The sequence below is a fragment of the Arthrobacter arabinosi genome (genome assembly GCF_054511115.1).
In genome coordinates this window covers 443,109-466,528 of the sequence record NZ_JBTNDF010000002.1, presented here as the reverse complement: position 1 = coordinate 466,528, position 23,420 = coordinate 443,109, and the positions used below count along the sequence as shown (strand labels likewise).

At 71.6% G+C, this 23,420-nt stretch carries 23 protein-coding genes; 11 read left to right on the top strand and 12 right to left on the bottom strand.

Going from position 1 to position 23,420, the window contains the following annotated elements; all coding sequences use genetic code 11:
- Together ACX80P_RS06315 and ACX80P_RS06310 are read right to left on the bottom strand one after the other, a co-directional pair.
- Positions 1-741, bottom strand: a complete 741-nt coding sequence (locus ACX80P_RS06315; protein ID WP_459277209.1) for a DUF2231 domain-containing protein — start codon at positions 739-741, stop codon at positions 1-3.
- A gap of 181 nt (positions 742-922) precedes the next feature.
- On the bottom strand, positions 923-2,332 hold the full coding sequence (locus ACX80P_RS06310; RefSeq protein WP_459277208.1) for an HNH endonuclease: 1,410 nt from the start codon (positions 2,330-2,332) through the stop codon (positions 923-925).
- Between the two features lie 621 nt (positions 2,333-2,953).
- Here ACX80P_RS06310 and ACX80P_RS06305 point away from each other — a divergent pair.
- From ACX80P_RS06305 to ACX80P_RS06295, 3 genes are all read left to right on the top strand, one after another.
- Positions 2,954-3,523 (top strand): GAF domain-containing protein, encoded by a 570-nt coding sequence (locus tag ACX80P_RS06305; RefSeq protein ID WP_459277207.1) that lies wholly within the window; start codon positions 2,954-2,956, stop codon positions 3,521-3,523.
- Positions 3,524-3,684: 161 nt separating this feature from the next.
- Positions 3,685-4,704 carry an LLM class flavin-dependent oxidoreductase gene (locus ACX80P_RS06300; protein ID WP_459277206.1) on the top strand — a complete coding sequence of 340 codons (1,020 nt, stop codon included), beginning with the start codon at positions 3,685-3,687 and terminating at the stop codon, positions 4,702-4,704.
- A 107-nt stretch (positions 4,705-4,811) separates the two neighbouring features.
- Positions 4,812-5,669, top strand: coding sequence for a GAF domain-containing protein (locus tag ACX80P_RS06295; protein ID WP_459277205.1), 858 nt, complete (start codon positions 4,812-4,814; stop codon positions 5,667-5,669).
- A 41-nt stretch (positions 5,670-5,710) separates the two neighbouring features.
- Here ACX80P_RS06295 and ACX80P_RS06290 read toward each other — a convergent pair whose 3' ends face one another.
- Complete coding sequence (locus tag ACX80P_RS06290; protein ID WP_459277204.1) at positions 5,711-6,544, bottom strand: transposase; 834 nt, start codon at positions 6,542-6,544, stop codon at positions 5,711-5,713.
- 325 nt (positions 6,545-6,869) lie between these two features.
- On the opposite strand from ACX80P_RS06290, the gene ACX80P_RS06285 reads away from it, so the two are divergent.
- Together ACX80P_RS06285 and ACX80P_RS06280 are read left to right on the top strand one after the other, a co-directional pair.
- Positions 6,870-7,070 (top strand): hypothetical protein, encoded by a 201-nt coding sequence (locus ACX80P_RS06285; protein ID WP_459277203.1) that lies wholly within the window; start codon positions 6,870-6,872, stop codon positions 7,068-7,070.
- The gene (locus ACX80P_RS06280; RefSeq protein ID WP_459277202.1) at positions 7,070-7,225 is read left to right on the top strand and encodes a hypothetical protein; all 156 of its coding nucleotides are present in this window, start codon (positions 7,070-7,072) and stop codon (positions 7,223-7,225) included. The genes ACX80P_RS06285 and ACX80P_RS06280 overlap by 1 nt, the downstream gene beginning before the upstream one ends.
- A 28-nt stretch (positions 7,226-7,253) precedes the next feature.
- Here the strand turns inward: ACX80P_RS06280 and ACX80P_RS06275 are convergent, their stop codons facing one another.
- On the bottom strand, positions 7,254-7,481 hold the full coding sequence (locus ACX80P_RS06275; protein ID WP_459277201.1) for a hypothetical protein: 228 nt from the start codon (positions 7,479-7,481) through the stop codon (positions 7,254-7,256).
- 109 nt (positions 7,482-7,590) lie between these two features.
- Entirely contained in the window at positions 7,591-8,034 is a 444-nt protein-coding gene (locus tag ACX80P_RS06270) for a hypothetical protein (protein WP_459277200.1), read from the bottom strand.
- Positions 8,035-8,104: 70 nt separating this feature from the next.
- Here ACX80P_RS06270 and ACX80P_RS06265 point away from each other — a divergent pair, with 70 nt between their 5' ends.
- Positions 8,105-8,917, top strand: coding sequence for an SDR family oxidoreductase (locus ACX80P_RS06265; RefSeq protein ID WP_459277199.1), 813 nt, complete (start codon positions 8,105-8,107; stop codon positions 8,915-8,917).
- Positions 8,918-8,946: 29 nt separating this feature from the next.
- On the opposite strand, the gene ACX80P_RS06260 is transcribed toward ACX80P_RS06265, so the two are convergent.
- Both ACX80P_RS06260 and ACX80P_RS06255 read right to left on the bottom strand, forming a co-directional pair.
- Entirely contained in the window at positions 8,947-10,632 is a 1,686-nt protein-coding gene (locus ACX80P_RS06260; protein ID WP_459277198.1) for an amidohydrolase, read from the bottom strand.
- Entirely contained in the window at positions 10,632-11,606 is a 975-nt protein-coding gene (locus ACX80P_RS06255; RefSeq protein WP_459277197.1) for an aldo/keto reductase, read from the bottom strand. The genes ACX80P_RS06260 and ACX80P_RS06255 overlap by 1 nt, the downstream gene beginning before the upstream one ends.
- Before the next feature lie 146 nt (positions 11,607-11,752).
- On the opposite strand from ACX80P_RS06255, the gene ACX80P_RS06250 reads away from it, so the two are divergent.
- The 3 genes from ACX80P_RS06250 (at position 11,753) to ACX80P_RS06240 (ending at position 15,278) form a co-directional block, all read left to right on the top strand.
- Positions 11,753-12,949 (top strand): AI-2E family transporter, encoded by a 1,197-nt coding sequence (locus ACX80P_RS06250; protein ID WP_459277196.1) that lies wholly within the window; start codon positions 11,753-11,755, stop codon positions 12,947-12,949.
- A 10-nt stretch (positions 12,950-12,959) separates the two neighbouring features.
- Entirely contained in the window at positions 12,960-13,913 is a 954-nt protein-coding gene (locus ACX80P_RS06245) for a D-2-hydroxyacid dehydrogenase (protein WP_459277195.1), read from the top strand.
- A 105-nt stretch (positions 13,914-14,018) separates the two neighbouring features.
- Positions 14,019-15,278 carry a glycosyltransferase 87 family protein gene (locus ACX80P_RS06240; protein ID WP_459277194.1) on the top strand — a complete coding sequence of 420 codons (1,260 nt, stop codon included), beginning with the start codon at positions 14,019-14,021 and terminating at the stop codon, positions 15,276-15,278.
- On the opposite strand, the gene ACX80P_RS06235 is transcribed toward ACX80P_RS06240, so the two are convergent.
- The 3 genes from ACX80P_RS06235 to glsA form a co-directional block, all read right to left on the bottom strand.
- A complete protein-coding gene (locus tag ACX80P_RS06235) occupies positions 15,265-16,110 on the bottom strand; it encodes an NAD-dependent epimerase/dehydratase family protein (RefSeq protein ID WP_459277193.1) in 846 nt (281 codons plus the stop codon). The two genes, ACX80P_RS06240 and ACX80P_RS06235, sit on opposite strands and share 14 nt — an antisense overlap.
- A 113-nt stretch (positions 16,111-16,223) precedes the next feature.
- Positions 16,224-17,069 carry a glycoside hydrolase family 16 protein gene (locus ACX80P_RS06230; RefSeq protein ID WP_459277192.1) on the bottom strand — a complete coding sequence of 282 codons (846 nt, stop codon included), beginning with the start codon at positions 17,067-17,069 and terminating at the stop codon, positions 16,224-16,226.
- Positions 17,070-17,150: 81 nt separating this feature from the next.
- Complete coding sequence (glsA, locus tag ACX80P_RS06225; RefSeq protein WP_459277191.1) at positions 17,151-18,965, bottom strand: glutaminase A; 1,815 nt, start codon at positions 18,963-18,965, stop codon at positions 17,151-17,153.
- Positions 18,966-19,051: 86 nt separating this feature from the next.
- Between glsA and ACX80P_RS06220 the strand changes: the two genes are divergently transcribed.
- Positions 19,052-19,720 carry a pentapeptide repeat-containing protein gene (locus ACX80P_RS06220; protein ID WP_459277190.1) on the top strand — a complete coding sequence of 223 codons (669 nt, stop codon included), beginning with the start codon at positions 19,052-19,054 and terminating at the stop codon, positions 19,718-19,720.
- A 35-nt stretch (positions 19,721-19,755) separates the two neighbouring features.
- Here the strand turns inward: ACX80P_RS06220 and ACX80P_RS06215 are convergent, their stop codons facing one another.
- Together ACX80P_RS06215 and ACX80P_RS06210 are read right to left on the bottom strand one after the other, a co-directional pair.
- Entirely contained in the window at positions 19,756-20,736 is a 981-nt protein-coding gene (locus tag ACX80P_RS06215; RefSeq protein ID WP_459277189.1) for a CPBP family intramembrane glutamic endopeptidase, read from the bottom strand.
- 4 nt (positions 20,737-20,740) lie between these two features.
- Positions 20,741-21,463, bottom strand: a complete 723-nt coding sequence (locus ACX80P_RS06210) for a YoaK family protein (RefSeq protein ID WP_459277188.1) — start codon at positions 21,461-21,463, stop codon at positions 20,741-20,743.
- A 110-nt stretch (positions 21,464-21,573) separates the two neighbouring features.
- On the opposite strand from ACX80P_RS06210, the gene ACX80P_RS06205 reads away from it, so the two are divergent.
- Positions 21,574-23,382, top strand: coding sequence for a gamma-glutamyltransferase family protein (locus ACX80P_RS06205; RefSeq protein WP_459277187.1), 1,809 nt, complete (start codon positions 21,574-21,576; stop codon positions 23,380-23,382).
- The last annotated feature ends 38 nt before the right edge of the window (positions 23,383-23,420 follow it).

Sequence of the window (23,420 nt, the reverse complement as noted above, 5' to 3'; positions counted from 1 at the left end):
CTACGACGACGGCGGCGGGTCACCCCAACGGGTGACCCGCCGTTGTCGTCTGCCACGCCGGTTCCGGCCTCGCTGCGCCGGTTCCAGGGGTCCCCGCCCTCCGACGCCCGAGGTGTTCCCGTCGCCATCAGTGCGGCTTCCCTCGTGCGGCGTTCCACCGATCCGAGCCGGGCTGTCCGCCCCTGCTCCGGCCAGGCCCTCATCGTCGTGGGAGCCCGTCCGGCGGGCGGTTCCGCGATCGAGTGCGAGGTGGCCCCCGAGGAATCCGGACCCTGCCACGACGACATTCCCGGCCAGGCCGAGCCCGGTACCCAGGGCGAAGCGGCCGCGCCGGCGGGCGATCAGCGAGCCGAGGTGCAGGAAGACGGCGATGTCGGTGCCCAGTGCATGCACCGCCGCGATACGGCGTTCGGGTCCCTCCATGCCGGCCCAGTCACCGGCACCCGAGATCGCCGTCGGCACGGCGGCCACCACCCCGGTGCCGACCAGAAGCGTGGCGCCGCTGCGGGATTGCGCTCCACCGCCCAGGTCGAGGATCGATGCGCTGAGCCAGCATCCGAGCGTCACGTCGGTGAGTAGCGGATGGATCGAGTGCCCGAGGACACCGGTGTGGAAGGGGCTGCGCCGCGCCCAGTCGATCACCGGTCCATAGATGACCTCCTGTGCCCGCGCCACCTTCTCCGAGAGGGGGCTCGCGCCCACGGACCGGGCGATGTGCTGGGGAAGCGACGACTCATCCACGATGCAGGACGCTAGACCCGCGAGGGGTGGCTGCACAGGGTCGGAAGTCCTTCCGGCAGCGCGAAGGGCTCGTCCGGAGCAACGGATGGCAGGGGGGAGCTGTCCATCGTCGACCACGCGACTGCGCGACGCCTGGGAAGCCGAGGTCTCCCACGGGCCACCGGGCACCGGGCGCCGGGAGTCAGGCCGCGGCTGGATGGATGATGAGGTCGACCACCGAGTGCACCGGCCGGAGCGCTCTCCCCGGCCGAGTCCTCCCCGGAGGGGGAGCCCCCGGCAGGGGCGGCGCTTCCGAGACGTAGGAGTGGCCGGTGGGGGTGCGCCGCTCGATCGCGTGCCGTGGTCCGGGCAGTGGATGCGACGACCAGCCGAGGGATTCCTTGATGTAGTTGCAGCTCTCGCACAACCCCTGCCCGCCGTCGGCGTTCGTCGTACCGGAGAGGCGCCACGGAATGATGTGGTCGCTATGCCGGATCGGCGCGTCACAGTACGGGGTGCGGCAGGTCGCGTCCCTTGCTGCGATCAGGCGTCGAAGACCGGGCGGGAAGAGGCGGGCCCGTGACTCCATCGCCACCAGTTGGCCGGTGTCCGGAGCGGTGTAGAGCCGTCGCAGCCAGACCCGGGCAGCGGAGTCACCCGTCTCGCGGGCGCCATCGCTGCCAGGGACGGTCGTGGTGTTGCTGGGGGCCGCGGTGCCAGGGACGGTGTTCCGCCTGCCCGCGGCATTCCTGCGCGCGGTGCCACAGGTGTCGAGGCCGCCCCGGATCAGATCCCGGGCGTACTGAGCCGGGACGCACCCGTAGCCCGGCAGGTATGCGGGCTCGCTGTCCCCCTGGAGCAGGGTCCGGTCGGTCATGATCAGCTGGACTTCTGCCTGTACCGCTCCGGCAGGCGAGCCGGTGAGACGGTCGACGAAGGCGTCGGCCATCAACTGCCCACGTCCGCGCCCATGGCTCTCCCCGGTGCTGACCTGCGTGTCGGCGTGACGCGAAAGCGCGGAGTACGCACCGATGGCTTCCGCTGCGGGAAGCAGGGCGGTCAGGTAGGCCATGGTGTCCGGAGCGGGCCGGCAGCTGACATGGCGTTCACCGACCGCCTTGCGGGCTCTCGCCACGGCGGCCTCCGGCTCGAGCCGGTAGGCGATCTTGCGCGTCCTGTTCTTCAGCCCCTGCGTGCCGACACCTTCGAGAGCGCCGGTGTCGGCCGCCAGTTCCGTGTCCACTGCCTGACGGTTCTCGGCGCTCAGGCAGACGGTCTCGCGGACGACCACGGTGGTGCGCCACTCGTTGAGCCGGCCGGATTCCAGGGCCGCGAGAGTGTGCGGCATGTCGTTCAGCAGTGTCCGAGCGAAGCCCAGCAGCCGCGAACCCTGGTGCGGGGACTCCCGCCGCGCCAGCGCGATTTCGGCGCCCACACCCCGGCCGCGCTGATCCGCCGGCACACCCGCGGCCGCCTCCGTTCGCCGTCGAGCGGTGTCCAGCGCCAGGGCTGCGCGGGCCTGGTCGGCCGCCAGCACACTCTTCAGGTCCTCGATCGCTCGTATGCGGGAGACCAACGACTCCTCGTAGCCCTCAGGGACCGCGTCGGGCATGTCGGCTGCAGGCGGCCTGCCACAGGAGGGGCAGGCGACAGTGCGATCGCCTCCTGCATCATCGCCCACCGAGGAGTCAGCAACCAGGGAGGAGCCAGTAGCCAGGGTGGAGCCAGTGGGCCACAACGAGGTGGACCCGACCGAGGATGCAAGGCTCGTGATCCAGCCACGCACCACGGATGTGCTCACGCTCGGCCTGTAGGGGCTGAGCGTGAATCCTTCGCCGCTGCCATCATCGAACATGTGTACTATTTTATTACTTTAACAATAGAACATAATAACTATTTCTGTCCGTGGGTGCTGCTTCTCGACCTTCGCGTCGCGGAACTGCTCGAGCCCGGAATCCTCCGCAGCACCTCGCGTCCCGTGCTCGATGGCCGTCGTCGGGGGTTGGCGCGGTTGTTGCCCGATGACACTCCCGGCAAGGTGTCCCCCTATGGTGCCGCGAGCGGATGGTTCCAGGGTCCGGCGCGCAGTACTCCCGTTGCGCAGCCGGCCCGAGGTGCGCGTCACGACGCCAGGGGAAAAGTTCGCCGAAGCTTTCGCTGTGTGCTGCCGTTCCTGGTCGTGGACTTGAGATTCGTCAGCCACTATGGGTATATCCGTTGCCCTAGTGAACGGATGGTCTTCCCAACCCCCACCCGAGCGGACTTCCTGTTGCCGATCCCCCTGTCCCTTTCCGCACCGATCCCGTCGGACCTGCCGACGTCGCTCGCGGCCCGTGAAGCGGAACGTCAGAGGCTGCGCTCCCTCCACCGTTCGAACCTCCTCGACAGCGGCGACGAGGAGCGCTTCGACCGCCTGACGCGTCACGCGCAGGGCCTCTTCGGGGTGGCGACGGCGGTCATCTCGCTCATCGCGGAGGACCGCCAGTACCTCAAGTCGTCCGTGGGATCCTTCCCCCGCACCTTGCCGAGGAGCGCAGCGTTCTGCAACGTGACCATCGAGGGCGAGGAGCTCCTGGTGGTGCCCGACCTCCTGGAGGACGGGCGGTTCCGGAACAGTCCGCTCGTGGTGGGCCCGCCCTTCATCCGGTTCTACGCCGGTGTCCCGCTGCGCGGACCCGGTGGCTGGTTCGTGGGCAGCCTGTGCATCCTCGACACCGAGCCCCGGCATCTCGACCGCCGGGGGCTCCTGCAGCTCCGCCGCCTCGCCGACCAGGCCGAGCTCGAGGTGAACGGCGCCACCTAGTCTTCCGGCGCGTCCCTGTTCCTGCTCGCGCGTCTCCTCATCCGCGTCCTCCGGCGCCTCGAGGGCGACGGGCAGCCCGAAGGCGGTGCCGTACAACGGGAGTCAGGAGCCCGACGTCGTCCCGCGGGAATGCGGGACAGCACCGGTGCGCTGCACCGGGTATGAAGAAGATCGGGTTCCTGTCCTTCGGCCACTACCAGGACGTGCGGGGCTCGCTCGTGCCCACCGCGCAGGAGGCCCTCGTCCAGGCCGTCGAGCTTGCCGTGGCGGCCGAGGAGCTCGGTGTCGACGGCGCCTACGTGCGCGTGCACCACTTCGCACCGCAGTACTCGGCTCCCTTCCCGTTGCTCGCCGCCATGGCTGCCCGGACGAAGACCATCGAACTCGGTACCGGCGTGATCGACATGCGCTACGAGAACCCGCTGTACATGGCGGAGGAGGCCGCGGTCACCGATCTGATCAGCAACCGGCGCCTGCAGCTCGGGATCAGTCGCGGATCACCCGAGACCGCACTCGACGGCTGGCGCACGTTCGGCTACGCCCCCGTCCAGGGGAGCAGCGATGCGGACCTGGCGCGCGAGAAAGCCGCACTCTTCCGCCAGGCGATCGCCGGCCACGGGATCGCCGACCCCAACCCTCGGATGTCCGGCAGCGCCGGCAGACTCCCGATCGATCCGGTCTCGGTCGGGCTGTCCGAGCGCATCTGGTGGGGCTCGGGAACCCGCTCGACGGCGCAGTGGGCGGGGGAGCAGGGCATGAACCTGATGAGTTCGACCCTGCTCACGGAGGACACGGGTGTCCCCTTCGACGAGCTGCAGGCCGAGCAGATCGGCATCTTCCGCAAGGCGTGGGCGGAGGCCGGCCATGGCTGGACCCCGCGGGTCTCCGTGAGCCGCAGCATCCTGCCGATCGTCAGCGAGGCCGACGAGTACTACTTCGGCGTCCGCGCCCAGCGGGAGTCGAGGGATCAGGTGGGGATCCTCGACGGCGCCCGGTCGCGGTTCGGCCGCAGTTACATCGGTGCACCGGATGTGATCGCCGAGGAGCTCGCCGCCGATGCCGCGGTGCAGTCCGCGGACACGCTCCTCGTGACGATCCCGAACCAGCTCGGCGTGGATTTCAATGCGGCGCTCCTCGGAAACATCGTGAAACTGGTGGCTCCTGGGGCGGGGTTGCGCTGATTGCCGGTCCAGATGCTTCTCACCGACGCGAACCTCCGCTACGGTAGAACAATAAGCATGCTGACCTTATTGGGGGACAGCATGACAGGGAACCCCGAGGAGACGCCGTGCATCAGGTCCAGCTGGAGCTGATGCACGACGCGCTCTCCCTGGGCAACCTCGCTCCCGAGCGGGTGTGGCTGCGCTACTGCGCGATCGGCGGGCAGCAGACCGCGCCCCAGGTCGAGCGCTTCCTGCGAAGCGACCCGAGCCAGGGTGGCCCGAACCAGGGTGTCGCGAACCAGAGCGACCCGGGCATGACGGAATTCGAGCGGGACGTCCTCGCGCACGCCATCAACGAGCTGCTCTGGGACCAACGCCTGGCCAGTCACGTTCCCTACCTCCTCGACTCGACCGGTGCCGCCCGGGCCACCGACGGCCCGAGCATCAGCGCCGCCGCCGCGTGGCTGCTCACCGAGGAGGAAGCCGAAGCCGAACGTCTGCTCAGTCTCACCGCAAGCGGCCTGCTGGCCTCCGGCCCGGCCGAAGCGCTCGACGCCCTCGTGGTCGAGGCGCGCGACGCGTTCGGCGTGAGCTCTGCGAGCGTCTCCCTGATCGGCGCGGACCACCAGTACCTCAAGGCGTCGGTCGGCCCGCTCCGCCAGCTCCTGCCCCGGCGGGAGAGCTTCTGCAACGAGGCCATCCGCTCGTCCGAGCCCCTCGTGCTTCCGGACACCCTGGGCGACGAACGCTTCCGCTCCCACCCGCTGGTGGTGGATGAGCCGTGCCTGCGGTTCTACGCCGCGTATCCGCTGCGCGGACCCGGCGGGTGGAATATCGGGACCTTCTGCATCCTCGACCAGCGTCCCCACGGCTTCTCCGCCCATGAACGCGAGGTCTTCCACGGGTTCGCCCGCCGTGCGCAGCGCGAGGTGAGGCAGCACCCCAGCGGCGGCGCGGCGCCGCCCGCCGCCGTCGAGTCCTGACGCCGCCTACCACTGACGCCGCCTACCCCGACCAGGCCGGCTCACTCCTCCAGGAGCGCCCGGGCCGATTTCTCCGCCGCCTCCGCGTCCGCCACGGCCTGCCCTGCCGCGTCCGTCTCGCGGGACAGTGCCGCTCCCTGATCGTCGACGTCGGCCAGTTCCCGGCGTAGTGCGCCGAGGCGTTCCTCGAGGTCCTCGATCGAGGCGGTCAGGCCGTCGCGCCGCACGCCGATCCGGGCCGATGCCCTGGTCGCCGTCGCCAGTCTCTCCTGGGCGTCGGTGAGGGTCTCACGTGCCGCGGCCAGCGCCTCCTCCGCGTCCTTCCGCCGGCGCGGTGAGGCATCCGGAGTCTGCTCCGCCGAGCCGGGGGGCGTGAAGGGGCCCGCGACCGCGCCGTCGAGGTCCACCGGATCCCACCCGCTCGCCTCCAGGGGACGCACGAGCCTCCCGGTCAGGACGGCGGCCGCCGCTGCGGGATCGGCGAGGGCTGCGCGCAGGGTCTGCTCGACGGCGGGGAGCGCCGCAGGCCCGACGTCGTGCCCCACCTCGGCGGCGGCGTCCAGCGACCGGCGCGCGACGGCGGCGAGGAGGCGCTGCCGCTGCTGGCCCAGCGCGTGCAGCTGCGCCCGATCCAGGCTCGCCTGCGCCTCCTTGAGCGACGCCGCGAGGTCCAGCACCTGCTCCACCTCGCCGCGCCGGCGATCGACGAGCACATTGACGAGCCACGCAGCCGCCGCAGGCTTGGGCAGCCTGCGCAGGGCAGCCGCGAGCTCCCTGTCGTCCGACGCCGCCTCCTTCGCCGCGGCATTGCGCGCCGCGGTGAAACGGTCGAGCGGAAGGGCGTACAGGGTGCCGGCCCATTCGGCGAGGTCCATGGCGGCTGCCTCCTCTGTCGGTTCCGTATGCGGCCCGTCGTCGGGCGCGGGATCCTCCAACCGTCCCACGGGAAGGGCGATCCACCCTTCCCGGCGCGCCTGCTCCCGATACTCAGGCGGCACCGGGTCTGTCAGGCCGAGGGCGTGCGGGCGGGCGGTCCCTGTCGATCCTGCTGCCGGATCCACGCCGCCGGTGAGAACGCCCGATTATAGGCATCCGCACCCGCGCCCTCCAGCGGGAATTGCTCCTCCCCGCGGTGTCGGCCTGCGGGTAGAGATGGAGGGACCACGGTCCGCCACCGAACCGACAGTCGCCAGGAGAACAGTGCATTCCTCGATCGCAGACCAGACCACCGACCAGCTCGGCGGGCCGCTCGGCGTGCTCGTCCGGCCGAGGCGGGACCACGTGAAGCTCTCCGCCCTGACGGAACGGCTACCGGTCATGCGCGCGGGAAGGGACCGGACCACGCGGTTCACCGCCGACGAACCACACGAGACGCCCACCCCCTGGGAGGAGAAACCCTGATGGATGCCCGATGCCCCAGCTGCAATTCCACGCTCACCGCACTCGGTGAGGACCAGTGGCCGGCGGAAGGGCCGGTACCACCCGGCACGCTCGCCGTGTTCCAGTGCGAGCAGAACCACAGGATCACCGTGGGGCAGAGCCAGGTGGGGGCCTAGCCGTACCCGATCGCACGGCTGTACCCGATCACACGCCCGCGGCGTCGTCGATGATCCGGGTGAGCTCGTCCCGCAGGGCGGTGGCTTCCTCGAGGGAGAGCTCGAGGCGCTCGCCCTGCTCCACCCAGCCGATGCCGACCGTCGGGCGGCTCTCGCCGTCGGCCGAGGAGGACAGGCCGACCGCCAGCGCCCGGCCGCCCGTGTGCGTCACGTCACCGACGATCAGCTCGCCACCGTCATCACCCGCGACCGCCATGGCTCCTCCTTCGTCATCCGTGCCTGCTGCTCCTATGCTAGGCGCGCACGGGACAGGCGTGTCCACCACTTCCCGCTGGTGATGGCGGCCCGTGCCCTCCGCCGCCGGGCTATCCTGCGCCGGCGGGACGGATCGCGAGGTTCGGGTGCAGCAGCTCGAAGCCGTCGTCCGTGAGGGCATTGCGGTCGATGTCGTCCGGCAGCAGCACCACCGTGACCCTGCTGTCACGCATCACGGCTCCGGCCGTGCCGCGCTCGAGCGGCGCACACTCCAGGCCCACCCCGATGCCTTCCTCCGCCAGCAGGCAGACGGTGTCCTCGCTCGCGCCGCCGGCAGTCGGCCGGGCAGCGAAGTATTCGACGCCGTCGCGCTCGGCCAGGAACCGCGTGGTCACGAGGTCGACGCCGTCGAGGTCCGTCTGGATGGTCAGGACGTCCTGCTCCGCCTGATCCTGCTCCAGGACACCGAGCACCGGCCCTCCCGCGCACCCGGACAGCCCCAGTACCGCGCACGTGGCCGCAGCCAGGACGCGGGTTCTCGTGGTCGGACGCATGCATCTCCTCGGCGGGCGGAACAGTGGGTCCCTCCAGCCTAGCGAAGCAGACGCCGCCTAGGCTGGGGCCATGGACTCGAGCAATACCCTGGCAGGACGCACCGTCGTGGTCACCGGGGTGAGCCGGCGCAAGGGCATCGGCTACGCCGTCGCCTCCCGCCTCGCCGGGATGGGCGCCAGCCTGTTCCTCCACCACTTCGCACCGCACGACGACGAGCAGCCCTGGGGTGCCGACAGCATCGACGACGTCGTGGCAGGCATCCGCGGCCGGATGCGGGACGGAGCGGAGCTCGCCCATGCGGGGATCGACCTCGCCGAGCCCGACGGCGGCGAGCGGCTCATCGCGGCAGCGGCAAGTGCCCTCGGCCATCTCGACGGCCTCGTCTGCAACCACGCGAGGAGCGGGGGCGACGGGCGGCTCGGCGAGATCTCCTGGCAGGACCTGGACGCGCACTGGCAGGTGAACACCCGGTCCACCATCCTGGCGACGAAGCACTTCGCCGACCAGCACGACGGACGGGACGGCGGCCGCGTCATCTGGATGACGTCCGGCCAGGTGGCCGGTCCCATGTCCGGGGAGATCGCCTATGCGGCGTCCAAAGCGGCGCTCGCCGGGTTGACGGCGTCGGTCGCCGATGACCTCGTGGACCGGCGCATCCTGCTCAACACCGTCAACCCGGGACCGGTGAACACCGGCTATCTGGACGAGGACACCGCCGATCGCCCCTCGGAGGTCCTGCAGGACGTCCTCGCGCACTGCCCGTCCGGGCGCTTCGGCGAGCCGGACGATCCGGCACGGCTCATCGCGTGGCTTCTGAGCGACGAGGGCCGCTGGATGGTGGGCCAGGTGCTCAGCACCGAGGGCGGGTTCCGCCGCTGGTGACCCGCTGGTGACCCGCTGGTGACGGATTCCTACCGTTCGAAGACCATCCGGCCGCCCACGATCGTCAGGTCCACCGCCACCGTGTGCAGCTCCGGGGCTGGGATGTCGAACGGGTCGACGCCGAGAACCACGAGGTCCGCGCGGGAGCCTTCCCGGATCTCGCCCGCCGTCGACCGCGTGACACGGGCGGACCCCGCCGTGTAGGCGGACAGCGCCGTCGCCAGGGTCAGTGCCTCGCCGGGCACCAGGGGCGGGATGCCCGGGTGGTCGGGGTGCGTCCGGTTGACCGCCACGTGGATGGCCTGCCACGGATCGGCGTCGGACACGGACCAGTCCGAGCCCATCGCGAGCGGCGCACCACCGGACACCATGGACGCGAACGGGTACTGCCACTGCGCCCGGTCCTCGCCGATGAGGGGCACAGTGAGGGACCGCATCTGCTCGTCGCTGCACGCCCAGAGCGCCTGCGCGTTGACGGTCACCTCCAGCTCCCCGAAGCGCGGGACGTCATCGGGGTGCACGAGCTGCACGTGGGCCATGGTGTGCCGCGGCCGCCAGTGGCCGTCGGACGGCACCACGGCCCGGGCGTGCGCCACGGCGTCGAGGCCCGTGCGGACGGCGCGGTCGCCGATGGCGTGCAGGTGGAGGTCGAACCGCGCGGCGTGCAGGGCGGCGACGACGGCGTCGAGCACCTCCGGCTGCAGGTAGGTGGGGCCGCGGTCGGTGTCGGACGCGGACGGAGGGACGCAGCCGCAGCCGGCGGGCTCGTAGGGGTCCAGGAGCGCGGCGGTCCTGTTCTCGGGCACGCCGTCGATCATGATCTTGGCGCTCGACGTGGGGAACCCCGCCTCCGCGTTGATGCGTCGACGCTCGCGGAAGTCCCCGACGAGGTCCGGGACGTCCTGCAGGGTGAGCCCCCGGGGGACCCAGAGGGCACCGGTGGCCCGGCCCGTGAGCCGACCCGAGGCCGCGAGCGAGCGGTAGGCGGGGGCGGCGTCGGGGTAGCCGGCGTAGTCGCCGATGATCGCCTCCTGCCAGCCCGTGACGCCGAGGGCGTTGAGGTGCCGCTGCCCGTGGAGGATCCCGGCCTCGACGGCGTCCTGGGTGAGCGGCGGCAGCAGCCGGGCGACGAGGGACATCGCCCCCTCGTGGAGGACGCCGCTCGGTGACCCGTCGGCCCGGCGCTCGATCCGCCCGTCCGGTGGGTCGGGCGTGTGTCCGTCGATGCCGGCCCGCTCGAGCGCAGCCGTGTTGACCCAGGCGCTGTGGTGGTCGCGGTTGATGAGGTAGACCGGCCGGTGCGGCACGACGGCGTCGAGCACGCGGGCGTCGGGGAAGCCGCCGTCGTAATCGCCCTTGTACCAGCCGGCCCCGGTGATCCAGTCCTGGCCCTGCCGCGCGGCCAGGACCGTCGCGTCGGCGTAGGCGGCCACGGCATGCTGCACCCCGGCGGCGCCCCGGTGTTCCGCCAGATTGCAGGCGAGCGCTTCGATGCCGCCCATGAAGGTGTGCGCGTGGGCGTCCGTGAAGCCGGGCGTGAGGAGGCGTCCACGGAGGTCGACGACGTCGGTGCCGGGGCCCGCGGCGGCCAGGGCGTCGGCGTCCGTCCCGACCAGCGTGATGGTTCCGCCGGTGACGGTGACCGCCGTCGCGGAGGGGTGGAGGGACACGCCGTCGAACACGCGGCCGCTGTGGAGGACGAGGTCGGCGGGCATCAGAAGCCGACGAGGGGATGGGGCACGTAGTGCTCCTCCAGCGCGAGCACCTCGTCGTCCGTCAGGTCGAGGTCGAGGGAAGCCAGGGCGTCCTCGAGGTGCTGCGGCCTGCCGACCCCGACGATCGGCGCCGACACCACCGGATTGCGGGACACCCAGGCGAGGGCCACCTGGGCGCGGGTGACGCCGCGGGCCTCCGCGACCCTGCCGACGGCCTCCGCGACGCGGCGGTCGGCGTCGAGGGTGCCGTAGAGGGTCCTGCCGAACTCGTCGGACTCGGACCGCGACGTCGTCTCGTCCCACGGGCGGGTGAGCTTCCCGCGTGCGAGGGGGCTCCACGGCAGGACGCCGATGCCCTGGTCGGCGCACAGTCCGTACATCTCGCGCTCCTCCTCGCGGTTGATCAGGTTGTAGTGGTCCTGCATGGTGACGAAGCGGGTCCAGCCGTTGATGCGCTGCAGGTAGAGGGCCTTGGAGAACTGCCACGCGTACATCGAGGACGCCCCGAGGTAGCGCACCTTGCCCGCCTTCACGACGTCGTGCAGGGCTTCGAGGGTCTCCTCGAGGGGCGTTGCGGGATCGAACCGGTGGATCTGGTAGAGGTCCACGTAGTCGGTGCCGAGGCGTCGCAGGCTGTTGTCCAGTTCCGCCAGGATCGCTTTGCGTGACAGCCCCGCGCCGTTCGGCCCCTCGTGCATGCGCCCGTGCACCTTCGTGGCGATCACGGTGTCCTCGCGCCGCGTGAACTCGGCCAGTGCCCTGCCCACGATCTCCTCGCTCGACCCGTCCGAGTACACGTTCGCGGTGTCGAAGAAGTTGATGCCCGCCTCCACGGCGGCGCGGATGAGGGGACGGCTCTGCTCCTCCGGCAGGGTCCAGGCATGGTTCCCGCGGTCGGGGGAGCCGTAGCTCATGCAGCCGAGGGCGAGGGGGGAGATGTCGAGGCCGGTCGACCCGAGCTTCACGTAGCGCATGCGTCACCTTTGCTGGCGTGGGAGATGTCCTCCCAGCCTAGTTCGGGCGGCCCCCGGGCTGCGAAGGAGACCCTGCGATGTCCGCGCGGGACCTGCTCCTGCCGCTCCGGCACCACGACCCCGGGGTGGTAGGGCAGGATGGCTGTGTGACACGCGAGAATCCCGAGAGCCACAGCGGCGGGAGCGGCACCCCCGCCGGTCCCGGAATCCCGGCTGCCGCCGGCCCGGTGGGCGAGCCGCACGGCTCCACCGTGGCCCGCCGCTTCCGCCCCCGCGCGCTCGGGGACGGGCTGCGCATCAGTGCGGCCTGGACGGCCCGCGCCCTGATCGTCCTCGCCGGCCTCGTGGTCCTCTGGTACGTGACCGGGGCGCTGTGGTCGATCGTGCTGCCCACTCTCTTCGCGCTGCTCCTGTCCTCCGTGCTCTGGCCGGTCAACAGGTTCCTGCGCCGCGGCCTGCCGAAGATCCTGGCCGCCCTCGTGACACTGCTCGGATTCCTGGGGATCGTCGTCGGCATCGGCGCGGCGACCCTCCCCGCGATCGCGAGCGGCGTCTCCGAGCTCTCCGTCCTGGCCCGCGACAACATCGCCGACCTCGTGGACTTCGCCGCCGGACCGCCGCTGAACCTCGACGTGGCCAGCCTCGACGACCTCGTCGACACCGCCCTGACCCAGCTCCAGGCGAACGTCGGGAACGTGGTCTCCGGGATCACGACGGGGCTGAGCGAGCTGACGTCGCTGACCGTCGTCGTCCTGCTGGCGCTCGTCTTCACGTTCTTCTGCCTCAAGGACGGCGACCGCTTCATGCCGTGGGCGTCCCGCTGGACGAACTCCGCCGCCTTCGGCCACGCCTCGACGATCGCGAGCGGGACCTGGAAGACCCTGTCCGCCTACATCTTCGCCCAGGCCACCGTCGCGCTCGTCGACGCCGTCTTCATCGGGCTGGGCCTCCTGCTCCTGGACATCCCGCTCGCCATCCCGCTGGCCGTGCTCGTGTTCTTCTCCGCCTTCATCCCCGTGGTCGGGGCGATCGTGTCCGGGCTCGTCGCGACGCTCGTCGCCTTCCTCGCGTACGGGTGGGTGAGCGCGCTGGCCGTGCTCGGGGTGGTGGTGCTGGTGCAGCAGCTCGAGAGCAACTTCATCCAGCCGCTGCTGGTGGGCCGCACGCTCGAGATCCATCCCGCCGTCGTCCTCGCCTCCGTCACCGTGGGAGGGACCCTGTTCGGCATCATCGGCGCGTTCCTCGCGGTCCCGACGACGGCGGTCGCGATCGTGGTGCTCCGCTACCTCCGCGACCTGTCCATCGAGAACAGGCCGGAGACCGGGGCGGCCGCCGGTGACTAGGCGCCCGGTGGTGGCAGTCCTCGAGGGGGCGCGGCCCGTACGGGGGCTCGAGCGCGTCGCCGACCTGGCCGAGGTGAGGATCACCCGGGCTGCCGGGCTCGACCGGGCGCTCGACGGCGCCGACGTGCTCTACCTGTGGGACTACTTCTCGGGGGCGCTGCCCGCCGCCTGGCATGCCGCCGGATCCCTGCGGTGGCTGCACGTCGCCGCAGCCGGCGTGGACAAGCTCCTGTTCCCCGGGCTCGTGGCCTCCGACGTCGTCGTGACCAACGCGCACGGCGTCTTCGACCAGCCGATGGCCGAGTACGTCCTCGGCGCCATGCTCCACTCCGCGAAGGGCTTCGGCCCGCTGCGCGACCAGCAGCGGGCCGGGCAGTGGAGGTGGCGCGAGGGCCGGAACATCGCCGGGACCCGTGCGCTCGTCGTCGGTACGGGCAGCATCGGCCGCCGCACGGCGCGGCTCCTCCGCGCCGTCGGGGTGCAGGTCGAGGGGGCGGGCCGCACCGCCGTCGGGCACGACGACGACTTCGGCCGCATCCATGCCTCCGCCGACCTGGCGCACGTCGTGGGCGACGTCGACTGGCTCGTCCTCGTGGCACCCCTGACCCCGGCCACCGAGCACCTCGTCAGCGCGGAGGTCATCGCAGCGCTGCCGTCCTCCGCCGTCCTCATCAACGTGGGCCGGGGCCGGCTCGTGGACGAGGGGGCGCTGGTCCGCGCGCTCACGAGCGGGGCGCTCGCGGGTGCGGTGCTGGACACGGTCGCCGTCGAGCCGCTGCCGCCCGGCCACCCGCTGTGGTCCCTGCCGACGGTCCTCGTCACCCCGCACATGGCGAGCAACGCCGATTCCTGGCTGGACGACCTCGCCGCGCAGTTCGAGCGGAACTTCCTGCTGTGGCTAGAGGGCCGGCCGCTGCCCGGCGTCGTCGACAAGGCGCTCGGGTACGTGCCCTCGAGGCGGTGACCGGGTCCGTACGCAGGTGACGGTCCGGGCCGTCGGGGATTCGCGCGGGCCACGCGGCGGGTGAGACGATTACCGCTGCCGCCACCCGCCGATCAGGAGCCACCCGTGCGCATCCGCCCGCCCCGTCCGGAGACCCGCAACAGCGCCCGTTCGGTGTGGTTGTTCTTCGGCCTCATCCACCTCGGATTCCTCGCCCGGCTGCTGCCCTTCATCCTCGCCGGGGGAGTGCTCAGCGACATCCGCTTCTACCGGCAGTGGGCGTACCAGGCCCTGGGCGACGGCGTGTGGCAGGGCATCGACACGGCGTGGGTCTACCCCGTCGGCGCACTCGCCCCGATGCTCGCCGCCGCGGTGTTCGGGCCCTACCTGTACCAGTTCGCCTGGTTCGTGCTGTTCGCGGGCCTCAACGCCGTCGGCGTCGCCGCCCTGATCCGGCGGGGCACGCCGTCGTCGTTCACCGCGGCCTACTGGTGGCTCACCGCCACCGCGCTCCTCGGACCCGTGGCCGTGGGCAGGATCGACGGGCTGACCGCGCCGCTGGTCATCACCGCGCTGCTGATCGTCGCCACCCGACCGTTCCTCGCCTCCCTGGTGCTCAGCGCCGCCACCTGGATGAAGGTGTGGCCTGCCGCGGTGGTGCTCGCGGCGCTCGTGGTCGTCCGGGAGGGCCGGCTCCGGATCCTCGCTGCGGGGGTGGCGCTCACGGCGGGCATCGCCGTCGTCGTCGCGGTGTTCGGCGACGTCCGCAACCTCACCGGGTTCCTGAGCGCGCAGGGCGCCCGGGGCATGCAGCTCGAGGCGCCGCTCAGCACGCCGGGCGTGTGGCAGGCGATCACGGGGGCCTCCGGTGCCTACTTCTTCGAGGACGAGGTCATCAACACCATGGAGGTCCGGGGTGCCCTGAGCGGACTCGTGGGGGACCTGATGTCGCCGCTGCTCGCGCTCACGGTGGTCCTGGTCGCGGTGTTCCTCGGGGTCGCGCTGCACCGGGGTGCCGAGCCGGGGGCGCTGCTCGCCACCGGGTCACTGGCCCTCGTCAGCACGCTCGTCGTGTTCAACAAGGTGGGGTCGCCGCAGTTCATGCTGTGGATCGCGGCGACGATCGCCGCGGCCCTCGTGCTCGACCGGGCGGCCGAGTGGCGCTACCCGGCGATCGCGATGCTCGTGACCGCCGCGCTGACGACGCTCGTCTATCCCGTGTTCTACGACGCCCTGCGCTACGACCTGGATCCCGCCGTCGCCGTCCTGCTGACGCTGCGGAACCTGCTCGTGGTGAGCATCTTCGGGTGGTCCCTCGTCCGGCTGGGGCGCCTCACCGCGCGGGCGCGGTCGGCGGCGGAGGCCGCCTCGCCTAGGGGTGCCTGACGCCCTCCCCGGCGAGTACCGCCCGGTAGCCCTCGCGGTAGGTCGGATACGTGAAGGTGAAGCCGGTGGACCGGAGCAGGCTGCTGTCCACGCGGCGGGCACCGCCCCGGCTCGGTGCCGACGCACCCGGCGGCGGTTCCGGCAGGTCCAGTTCGGCGGCCAGGAACCGCAGCACCTCGCCGAGGTCCACGGGCAGTTCGTCGCTGCCGAGGTAGACCGGTGCGGGGGACGCGACCTCGGCGACCAGGTGCACGATGGCCGCCGCGGCGTCGTCGCGGTGGATCCGGTTGGTCCACTGCGGCGCTGCGGGAAGCACCGCGCTCCCGCTCCGCACCTGGTCGATCAGGCGCGTGCGGCCGGGGCCGTAGATACCCGAGAGCCGGAGCACCGTCCCGTGGTCCGTGCCCTCGAGGAGCAGCTGCTCGGCCTCCCTGATCAGGCGGGCCGTGGGGGCCGTGCTCTCCGCGGGTGTGTCCTCGGTGACGAGAGCGCCGTCGAAGTCCCCGTACACCGCGGTGGAGGACACGAAGAGGACCCGCCGGGGCGTGACGCCGTCGCGCTCGAGGGCGGCCAGGACGTTCCGGGTCGAGTCGACATAGGCGCTGCGGTAGGCGGCCTCGGTGCGGCCCCCTGCGGCCGTGGCGAGAACGACGACGTCGGTGTCCGCGGGGATCGGCGGCAGGTGCCGCGTGAGGTCGACGGACACACCCTCGATCGGGGCGGGGAGGAGCCCGGCGGAGCGGCGCCAGCCGACCACGCGCTCGCCCCGGGCGGCCAGCCGCAGCCCCACCTCGGTCCCGAGATCCCCGCAGCCCGCTATCAGCACCGTCATCGCGTGTCAGCCTTCCCCGTGCCGCCGGCCCCGACGGCCACGCACGTCGCCAGTCTAGGCGGCCGTCGCGTCACCGGGCGCCGTTGTCCATCGGGCACGTGCGCTCGAGGGGTTCACGTCCCCGACGGCTGCGCGTCCCACGCGCCGGTGGTCCGCGTCCCGGCGGCGGCGGGGGCGTCTGCGGCGGCGTACACCCGCACCCAGTCGACCCGCATCTCCGCGGTACCGTCCGCCGTGCTGTCGGGGAACCAGTCGAGTTGGAGGGTCTGATGCATGGGCCCCGGAGGCTGGCGGGCGGGCGTCGCGTCCTCGAACCACTTCACGCCGTCCACGTACCCGACCACCCCCGCGGGCGACCAGTCCACCGCGTAGTTGTGGAACCGGGACACGTCGAGGGCTCTCGACACGGAGACCTGCGAGTCCGCGCAGGAGTAGTGAAGGAAGAACTTGATGACGTTCCAGTCGCCGGTCGTCTCCGCGAAATTCACTTCGCCGTCGCACGGCCAGTTCCCGGAGTCGGGCCAGAGGATCGACACCATGTGGTATTCGTCGTCGCCGGAGCCCGCCGCCCGGATCTCCCACCGACCGTACTTCTGCCGGGCGAACTTCGCGGACATCCCCGCCGTCGTGCCGTCGGCGGTCCCGCTGAGGACCGCCGCCGTCCCGTCCACGGTGACCTGCCGGGGGCTGCGGATGCCGTGACCGGCGTGGCCGGGGGAGTCGTAGACGTCCCACTTGCCGGCGTCCGGCGCCCCGGTGTAGTCGAACTCGTCACCGGCGACCACCGGACCCCAGCCCTGGGCGGCGGCTGCCGTCGTCTCCTCCCGGGCGGGAAGGGACGCGGGGGGCGCGACAACCGGTGCGGAGTCACTGCCGACCATTCCGGCGAGCAGGAGGAAGGCCCCCACCGTCACCGCCGCGAGGAATGACGCCACAAGGGCTCGGGATACGGTGGTCATCAGGCACTCCCTCGGCGGGTCCCGACGGGTGGCAGGAGCCGCGTGTGAGGTAGAAGTATTCCACACGGCCCCGGGCGGGACTCAGTCCCGGATCCGCACCGCGCTCTCGCGCAGGTACAGGTCCACGCGGGTGTACGCGTCGCGGGTCAGCGCCTTCCAGAGTTCCACGGCGAGGCGCGGGTCCTCCTTCTCGATGTCCCGGATGGCCTGCGCCGTCAGGACCTTGACGTGCACGTCCTCCAGCGCCTTCACCGTGGTCTCCTGGCGGTTGTCGCTGCCGAGGGCCAGTTCGCCGAAGGTCATGCCGGCGCTGAGCGTCGTCAGTTTGAGCCGTTCGCCGCTGGGCCCGGGCACCGAGGTGACGATCCTGCCGGAGAGGATGAAGTAGACGCCGCCGAAGGACTGGCCCACGCGCCGGACCACGTGCCCCTTCTCGTACGCGCGGTCCTCCATCCGGCCCGTGAGGGACTCGACGTCGTCGTCCGTGAGGGGGCTCAGCGCCGGACACTGGGCCACCTCGACCCTCGACGGCAGCAGGAGGTCCCCGCCGTACCGCGTGATCAGTTCGTTCTCGCACCACTCGACCGCGGCGGTGCGGGTGTCGAACGTGGGGACGGGCCGGTCCACGTCCTTGAAGGTCTCCGCGAGGGTTCCCTCGCCGTCGATGAGCACCAGGTCGCACCCGACCTTCGCGAGGTTCTCGCGCACCTCGCCGAGCAGGCGGAGGGAGACGTCGGCGACCTCGTCGACGCGGCGGAGGTCGAGGACCACGAAGTCGACGTCGTCGTCGAGCCCGCTCAGTTCACGCACCATGGACTCCGTGCCGGCGAACAGGAGGTCGCCGTTGAGCTCGATCACCATGGCCTGGTGTCCGTGCTCCCGGAGGACGTCCATCGCCTCGTCGGTCCGGCGGATACCGGACGGCGACGCCAGGATGTCGTAGCGGGCCCGGATGGCCGACTTCCCGGCCCGCGCGGCCCGCACGAAGTGCAGCTCCATGTCGCGGGAGAGGCGCTGGCTCGTCGCCATGCCGCGGACGCTGCTGCCGTGCTCGTCGAGGGGAGGCGAGTAGATGGCGAGCCCCACCTGGCCCGGCAGGACGGCGATCGTCCCGCCGCCCACGCCGCTCTTGGCGGGCATGCCCACCGTGCTGATCCACGAGCCGGCGTCGTCGTACATGCCGCACGTCGTCATGACGGACAGGACGCGCTCGACGGCGAGCAGGTCCAGCACCTCGACGCCTGTCAGCGGGTTGCGGCCCGCGTTCGCGAGGGTGGCCGCCATCACCGCGAGGTCCATGCAGTTGACCATGACCGAGCACTGCCGGAAGTAGTCCTCGATGACGGGCGTGGGATCGTCCTCGATGATGTCGAAGGACCGCAGCATGTAGGCGAGCGCGCGGTTCCGGTGCCCGTGCTCGAGCTCCGAGCGGAAGATCTCCTCGTCGACGCCCAGCTGGCGGCCCGCGAACTGCGAGTAGGTGCTGAGGATGCGCTTGAACCGCTTGTTGCCGCCCCGTGACCGGACGAGGGAGGTGGCCGTGAGCGCACCGGCGTTGATCATCGCGTTCGAGGGACGGCCGCTGCCGGGCGCGAGGGAGATCTCGTTGAACGTGTCCCCGGAAGGCTCGACGTCCACCTTGGCGTCCACGGCCTCCATGCCGAGGTCGGCCAGCGCCAGCCCGTACGTGAAGGGCTTCGAGATGGACTGGATGGTGAACTCCTCGCGGGTGTCGCCCACCTCGTACATGTAGCCGTCCACGGTGGTCAGGCAGATCCCGAAGTTGTCGGGATCCACGTTCGCCATGGCAGGGATGGTGCTGTAGGGCTTGCCGTCCCTGAGATCGGAGATCTCCCGGTGGATGGTCTTCAGGTAGCTCTCGATCGGGGATTCCATGTCCTCCACACTACGGGTGCGGCGTGTTGCGTCCGGCCGTGCGGTGATTGGATGGAGGCCCGGCCGAACGACGAACGGACCCACCGATGCCACCGCGCCCCCCGCGCAGCACCCCCGCACCACGCCTGTCCCTGCAGCCGCCGACGGGGCTCACGCGCGTCGACGCGCCGCAGCTCCTCGACGGCGATCACCGGGAGGGCGAGCACTACGAGCGGGTCGTGCTCGACGGCGAGGACCTCGCCGGGATCACGCTGCAGGAGTGCGTGCTCGGGGCGGTGTCCCTGAACGACACCGAACTGCGTGGCGCCCGCTTCCTCGGCTGCTCCTTCGAGGACCTCTTCGCGCCGGTCCTGCGGGCCCCGCGCAGCATCTGGCGCCGGACCTCGCTGCGCCGCACCCGGTGGGGTTCCGCGGAGCTGTACGACACCAGGCTAGACGGCGTCCACCTCGACGGCGGCAAGCTCGACTACGTGAACCTGCGTGCCGCCCAGCTGACGGACGTCCTGGTGAGCGGCTGCATCATCGGCGAACTGGACCTCACGGGGGCCCGGGCCACCCGCCTGGCGTTGCGGGACTGCACCATCGGCACCCTCACGCTCGACGGCGCCCGGCTGGAGGACACCGACCTCCGCACCAGCAGCTTCCGCGGCATCAACGGTCTCGACGGGTTGCGGGGCGCCACGATCGACGAGCACCAGCTGCTCCTGCTGGCCCCCGTCCTCGCGGAGGGCATGGGGCTGCGGGTCGAGGCCTGATCTCCGTCAGCCCCCGGGCGGTCGGTCGTCAGCGGTCAGTCCTCGATCATCTGTCGCGGGGGGAGGGGCGGGCCCGGCACCCCGTTCGCCGGTTCCGGCACGGGCCACGCGGGGACGGTCCGCGTCCGGGCGATGCCCCGCCGGTCCGCGAGCCGGACGATGGTTACCGCCGTGACGGCCATGGTCGCCGCGGACAGGGCGAGCCCGCTCACGGACCCCTCGGTGGAGTTCACATCCACGAGGCCGAAGGCCCCGAGGAGGAAGATGGTCATGTTGTTGACCGCATGGACCGCGATCGCCGCCTCCAGCCCACCCGTCCGCCAGGTGATCCAGCCCGCGAAGATCGCGAAGACCGCCACGTCGACCTGCCCGAGCGGGTCGTAGCCGTGGCCGAGGACGAAGAGCGGCACGGGGAGCAGGATCGCGAACGCTGGGTGCCTGAGCCAGCTGCCGATGGCCTGCATGAGGAACCCGCGGAACACGTACTCCTCGGCTGCGGCCTGGAACGGGACGGCGAGGACGGACAGGGCCAGCAGGATCAGCAGGGTGGAGGTCTCCGGCGGAGGGGGCAGAAGCTCCGCCTCCGCGGGGAAGAGCGCTCCGATGCCGAAGGAGACCGCGAGGTTCACGAGGAACACGGCGACGGCGACGGCCGCGCAGGTGGCGAGCCACCGCCACCGGATGCGGCCGGCCACGGACGAGAGGAGGCCGATCGGTCGGGGTCCCATGATCAGGGCGGCGAGGGCGAGCGCCGGGATCATCAGGATCAGGGAGGCGAGGGTGAAGGCGAACATCACGGGGTCGGTGAGATCCAGCACCGACAGGGACTCGAAGTAGGACCCCACGCCACCGGACGAGAGGCTCGCGAGGGCGAGGCCCGTGACCAGGGCCAGCAGCACGAGAACGAGGTAGAACACGCCGCCGAGGAGGGCGGTGATCAGCGGCTTCCACCAGCGGTACTGCGGCCAGGAACGCGCCAGCCGGTGGAATGCGTACTGCCGCTCGAGGTGTTCCATCCCCCTACCGTAGTGCGGCTTCCTCGACGTTCCCTGCAGTGCGTCCGGACACCTCCTGGCGGTGCCGGATGTGCCCGAGGAGGGTGACGACGGCGGAGAGGAGCGCCGACACGGCGATGCCGAGCCAGAGGCCGACCTCCAGGGTCAGGGCACCGACGACGGCGCCGGCCATGATGAGGGCGATCGCGGAGGCCCGGCGGGCCCAGAAGGGGCTCTTCCCGCCGGCGAGACGCGAGTCCGAGGCGAGGCCGGTCATGGTGGATGTGACGACGACGGTGGTGATCTCGGCGACCTTCAGGCGCTTGGCCGTCGCGGCCTGGATGCCCATCACGGTCGCGAGCACCGACGTCGTGATGCTGCCCAGGATCTCCTCGGCCCTCACATCGACCACGGCCGTGTACACGGCGAGGAGGGTCAGGCCCGCCGTCACCGTCAGGAGGGTGCTCGAGGTGTGACCGGACCACCCCTCGGGCCCTTTCCGCAGCGCCCGGCCGGCCAGAGCCGCACCCACCATGAAGAAGACCAGGGCCAGTGCGGGCCGGAGGACCGGCAGATCGGCGCCGCCGGCGAACGCCATGCCGAGGAGCACCACGTTGCCGGTCATGTTGCCCGTGAAGACGCGGTCGAGCCCCAGGTAGCCGACGGCGTCGATCACCCCGGTGGAGAAGGTCAGGGCGAGCATGAGCCACAGATGAAGGCGGTCCGTCGCCACCCGATGCTTCGTCACGATGATGTCCTTTGGTTCCAGCCTTGCCGTGAATGTATACGAAGCTTATCGTCGTACGGGTGATTGTATTCAATGCAGTCGCACGAGGTTCTCCAGCGGAAAGTGACCCGATGACGTACACACCCCCTCCCTCCTTCACCACCCGACCCACGCTGCAGGGCACGTTCGGCATGAGCGCCTCGACGCACTGGCTGGCGACAGCCTCGGCGCAGGCCGTGCTGGAGCGCGGCGGCAACGCGTTCGACGCCGCCGTCGCCGGGGCGTTCGTGCTCCACGTCGTCGAGCCCCACCTCAACGGACCCGGCGGGGACATGACGGGTGTCTTCGCCACCGCGGAGGCTCCCGACCGGCCGGTCGTCCTCATGGGCCAGGGGCCCGCCCCGGCCGCCGCGACACGGGAGCACTACCGCGCCGAGGGCCTCGAACTCGTCCCGGGCGCCGGCGCCCTGGCTGCCGCGGTGCCCGCCGCCGTCGACGCCTGGCTCCTCCTGCTGCGCGACCACGGCACGTGGGAACTCGAGGACGTCCTCGCCTTCGCGCTTCGGTACGCCCGTGACGGCCACCCGGTCCTCGCCCGCGTCGGGGCGACCATCGCCGCCGTCGCCGACCTCTTCACCGAGCACTGGCCCACCTCCGCCGCCCTGTGGATGCCCGAGGGCAGGCCGCCACGGGAAGGCGAGCTGATCCGCAACGAGGCCTACGCCCGCGTGCTCGGCTCCCTCGTCGACGCCGGGGCGGACGTCGGAACGAGGACCGAGCGGATCGACGCCGCACGCCTCGAGTGGCGCACCGGGCTCGTGGCGCGGGCCGCCGTCGCCTTCAGCCGGACACCGCACCGGCACTCCTCCGGGCTCGACCACGCCGGCGTCCTGGAGCTCGAGGACTTCGCGGGCTTCGAGGCCGGCTACGAGGACGCCACGACCCTCGAGTTCCGCGGCCACACCATCGCGAAGACCGGACCGTGGGGCCAGGGCCCGGCCCTGCTGCAGACGCTCGCCATCCTCGACGGGTTCGACGACGAGCGGCTCGATCCGTCCACCGCGATCGGTGCCCACACCATCCTCGAGGCGCAGAAACTCGCCATCGCGGACCGCGAGGCCTACTACGGGGACGCCGACGTCCCGCTGGACCAGCTGCTGTCCCCGGAGTACGCCGCCGCGCGGCGGGCGCTGATCGGCGATGAGGCGTCCCTGGAGTTCCGACCCGGGACCGTGCCCGGCCTCACCGCCTTCACCCCGCCGCTGCGCACCGACTACATCCCGCCCGCCCTGGTCGGGGGAGGCGGCTTCGCCGGGGTGGGCGAACCCACGGTGTCCCGCAGCGGTGAGACGCGCGGCGACACGTGCCACATCGACGTCGTCGACGCCGCCGGCAACATGGTCTCCGCGACGCCGAGCGGCGGCTGGCTGCAGTCCTCCCCGACCATCCCCGAGCTCGGGTTCTGCCTCGGGTCGCGGCTCCAGATGACGTGGCTCGAGGAGGGCGCACCGTCCGGCCTCGAGCCCGGCAAGCGGCCGCGCACCACCCTCACGCCCACGCTCATCCTGAAGGACGGCGCGCCCGTCGTCGCCCTCGGCTCACCCGGCGGAGACCAGCAGGACCAGTGGCAGCTGCTCTACATCCTGCGCACCATCGTGGGCGGCTACACGCCGCAGCAGGCCATCGACGCGCCGTCCCTGCACACCACCTCCATCCCGGGATCGTTCTGGCCCCGCACGTGGGAGCCGGGCGGCGCCGTGGTCGAGGACCGGCTGGGCGAGGACGTCATCGCGGACCTCGAACGCCGCGGGCACGTCGTCACGCGGGCGGGGGACTGGTCGCTGGGCCGGCTCTCCTCCGTCACCCGGGACCCAGCGACCGGCGTGCTGTCCGCCGCCGCCAATCCGCGCGGCGCCCAGGGCTATGCCGCAGGACGCTGAAGCCGGGCGCGACGTCCCCGCGCGCGACGTGACGAGCC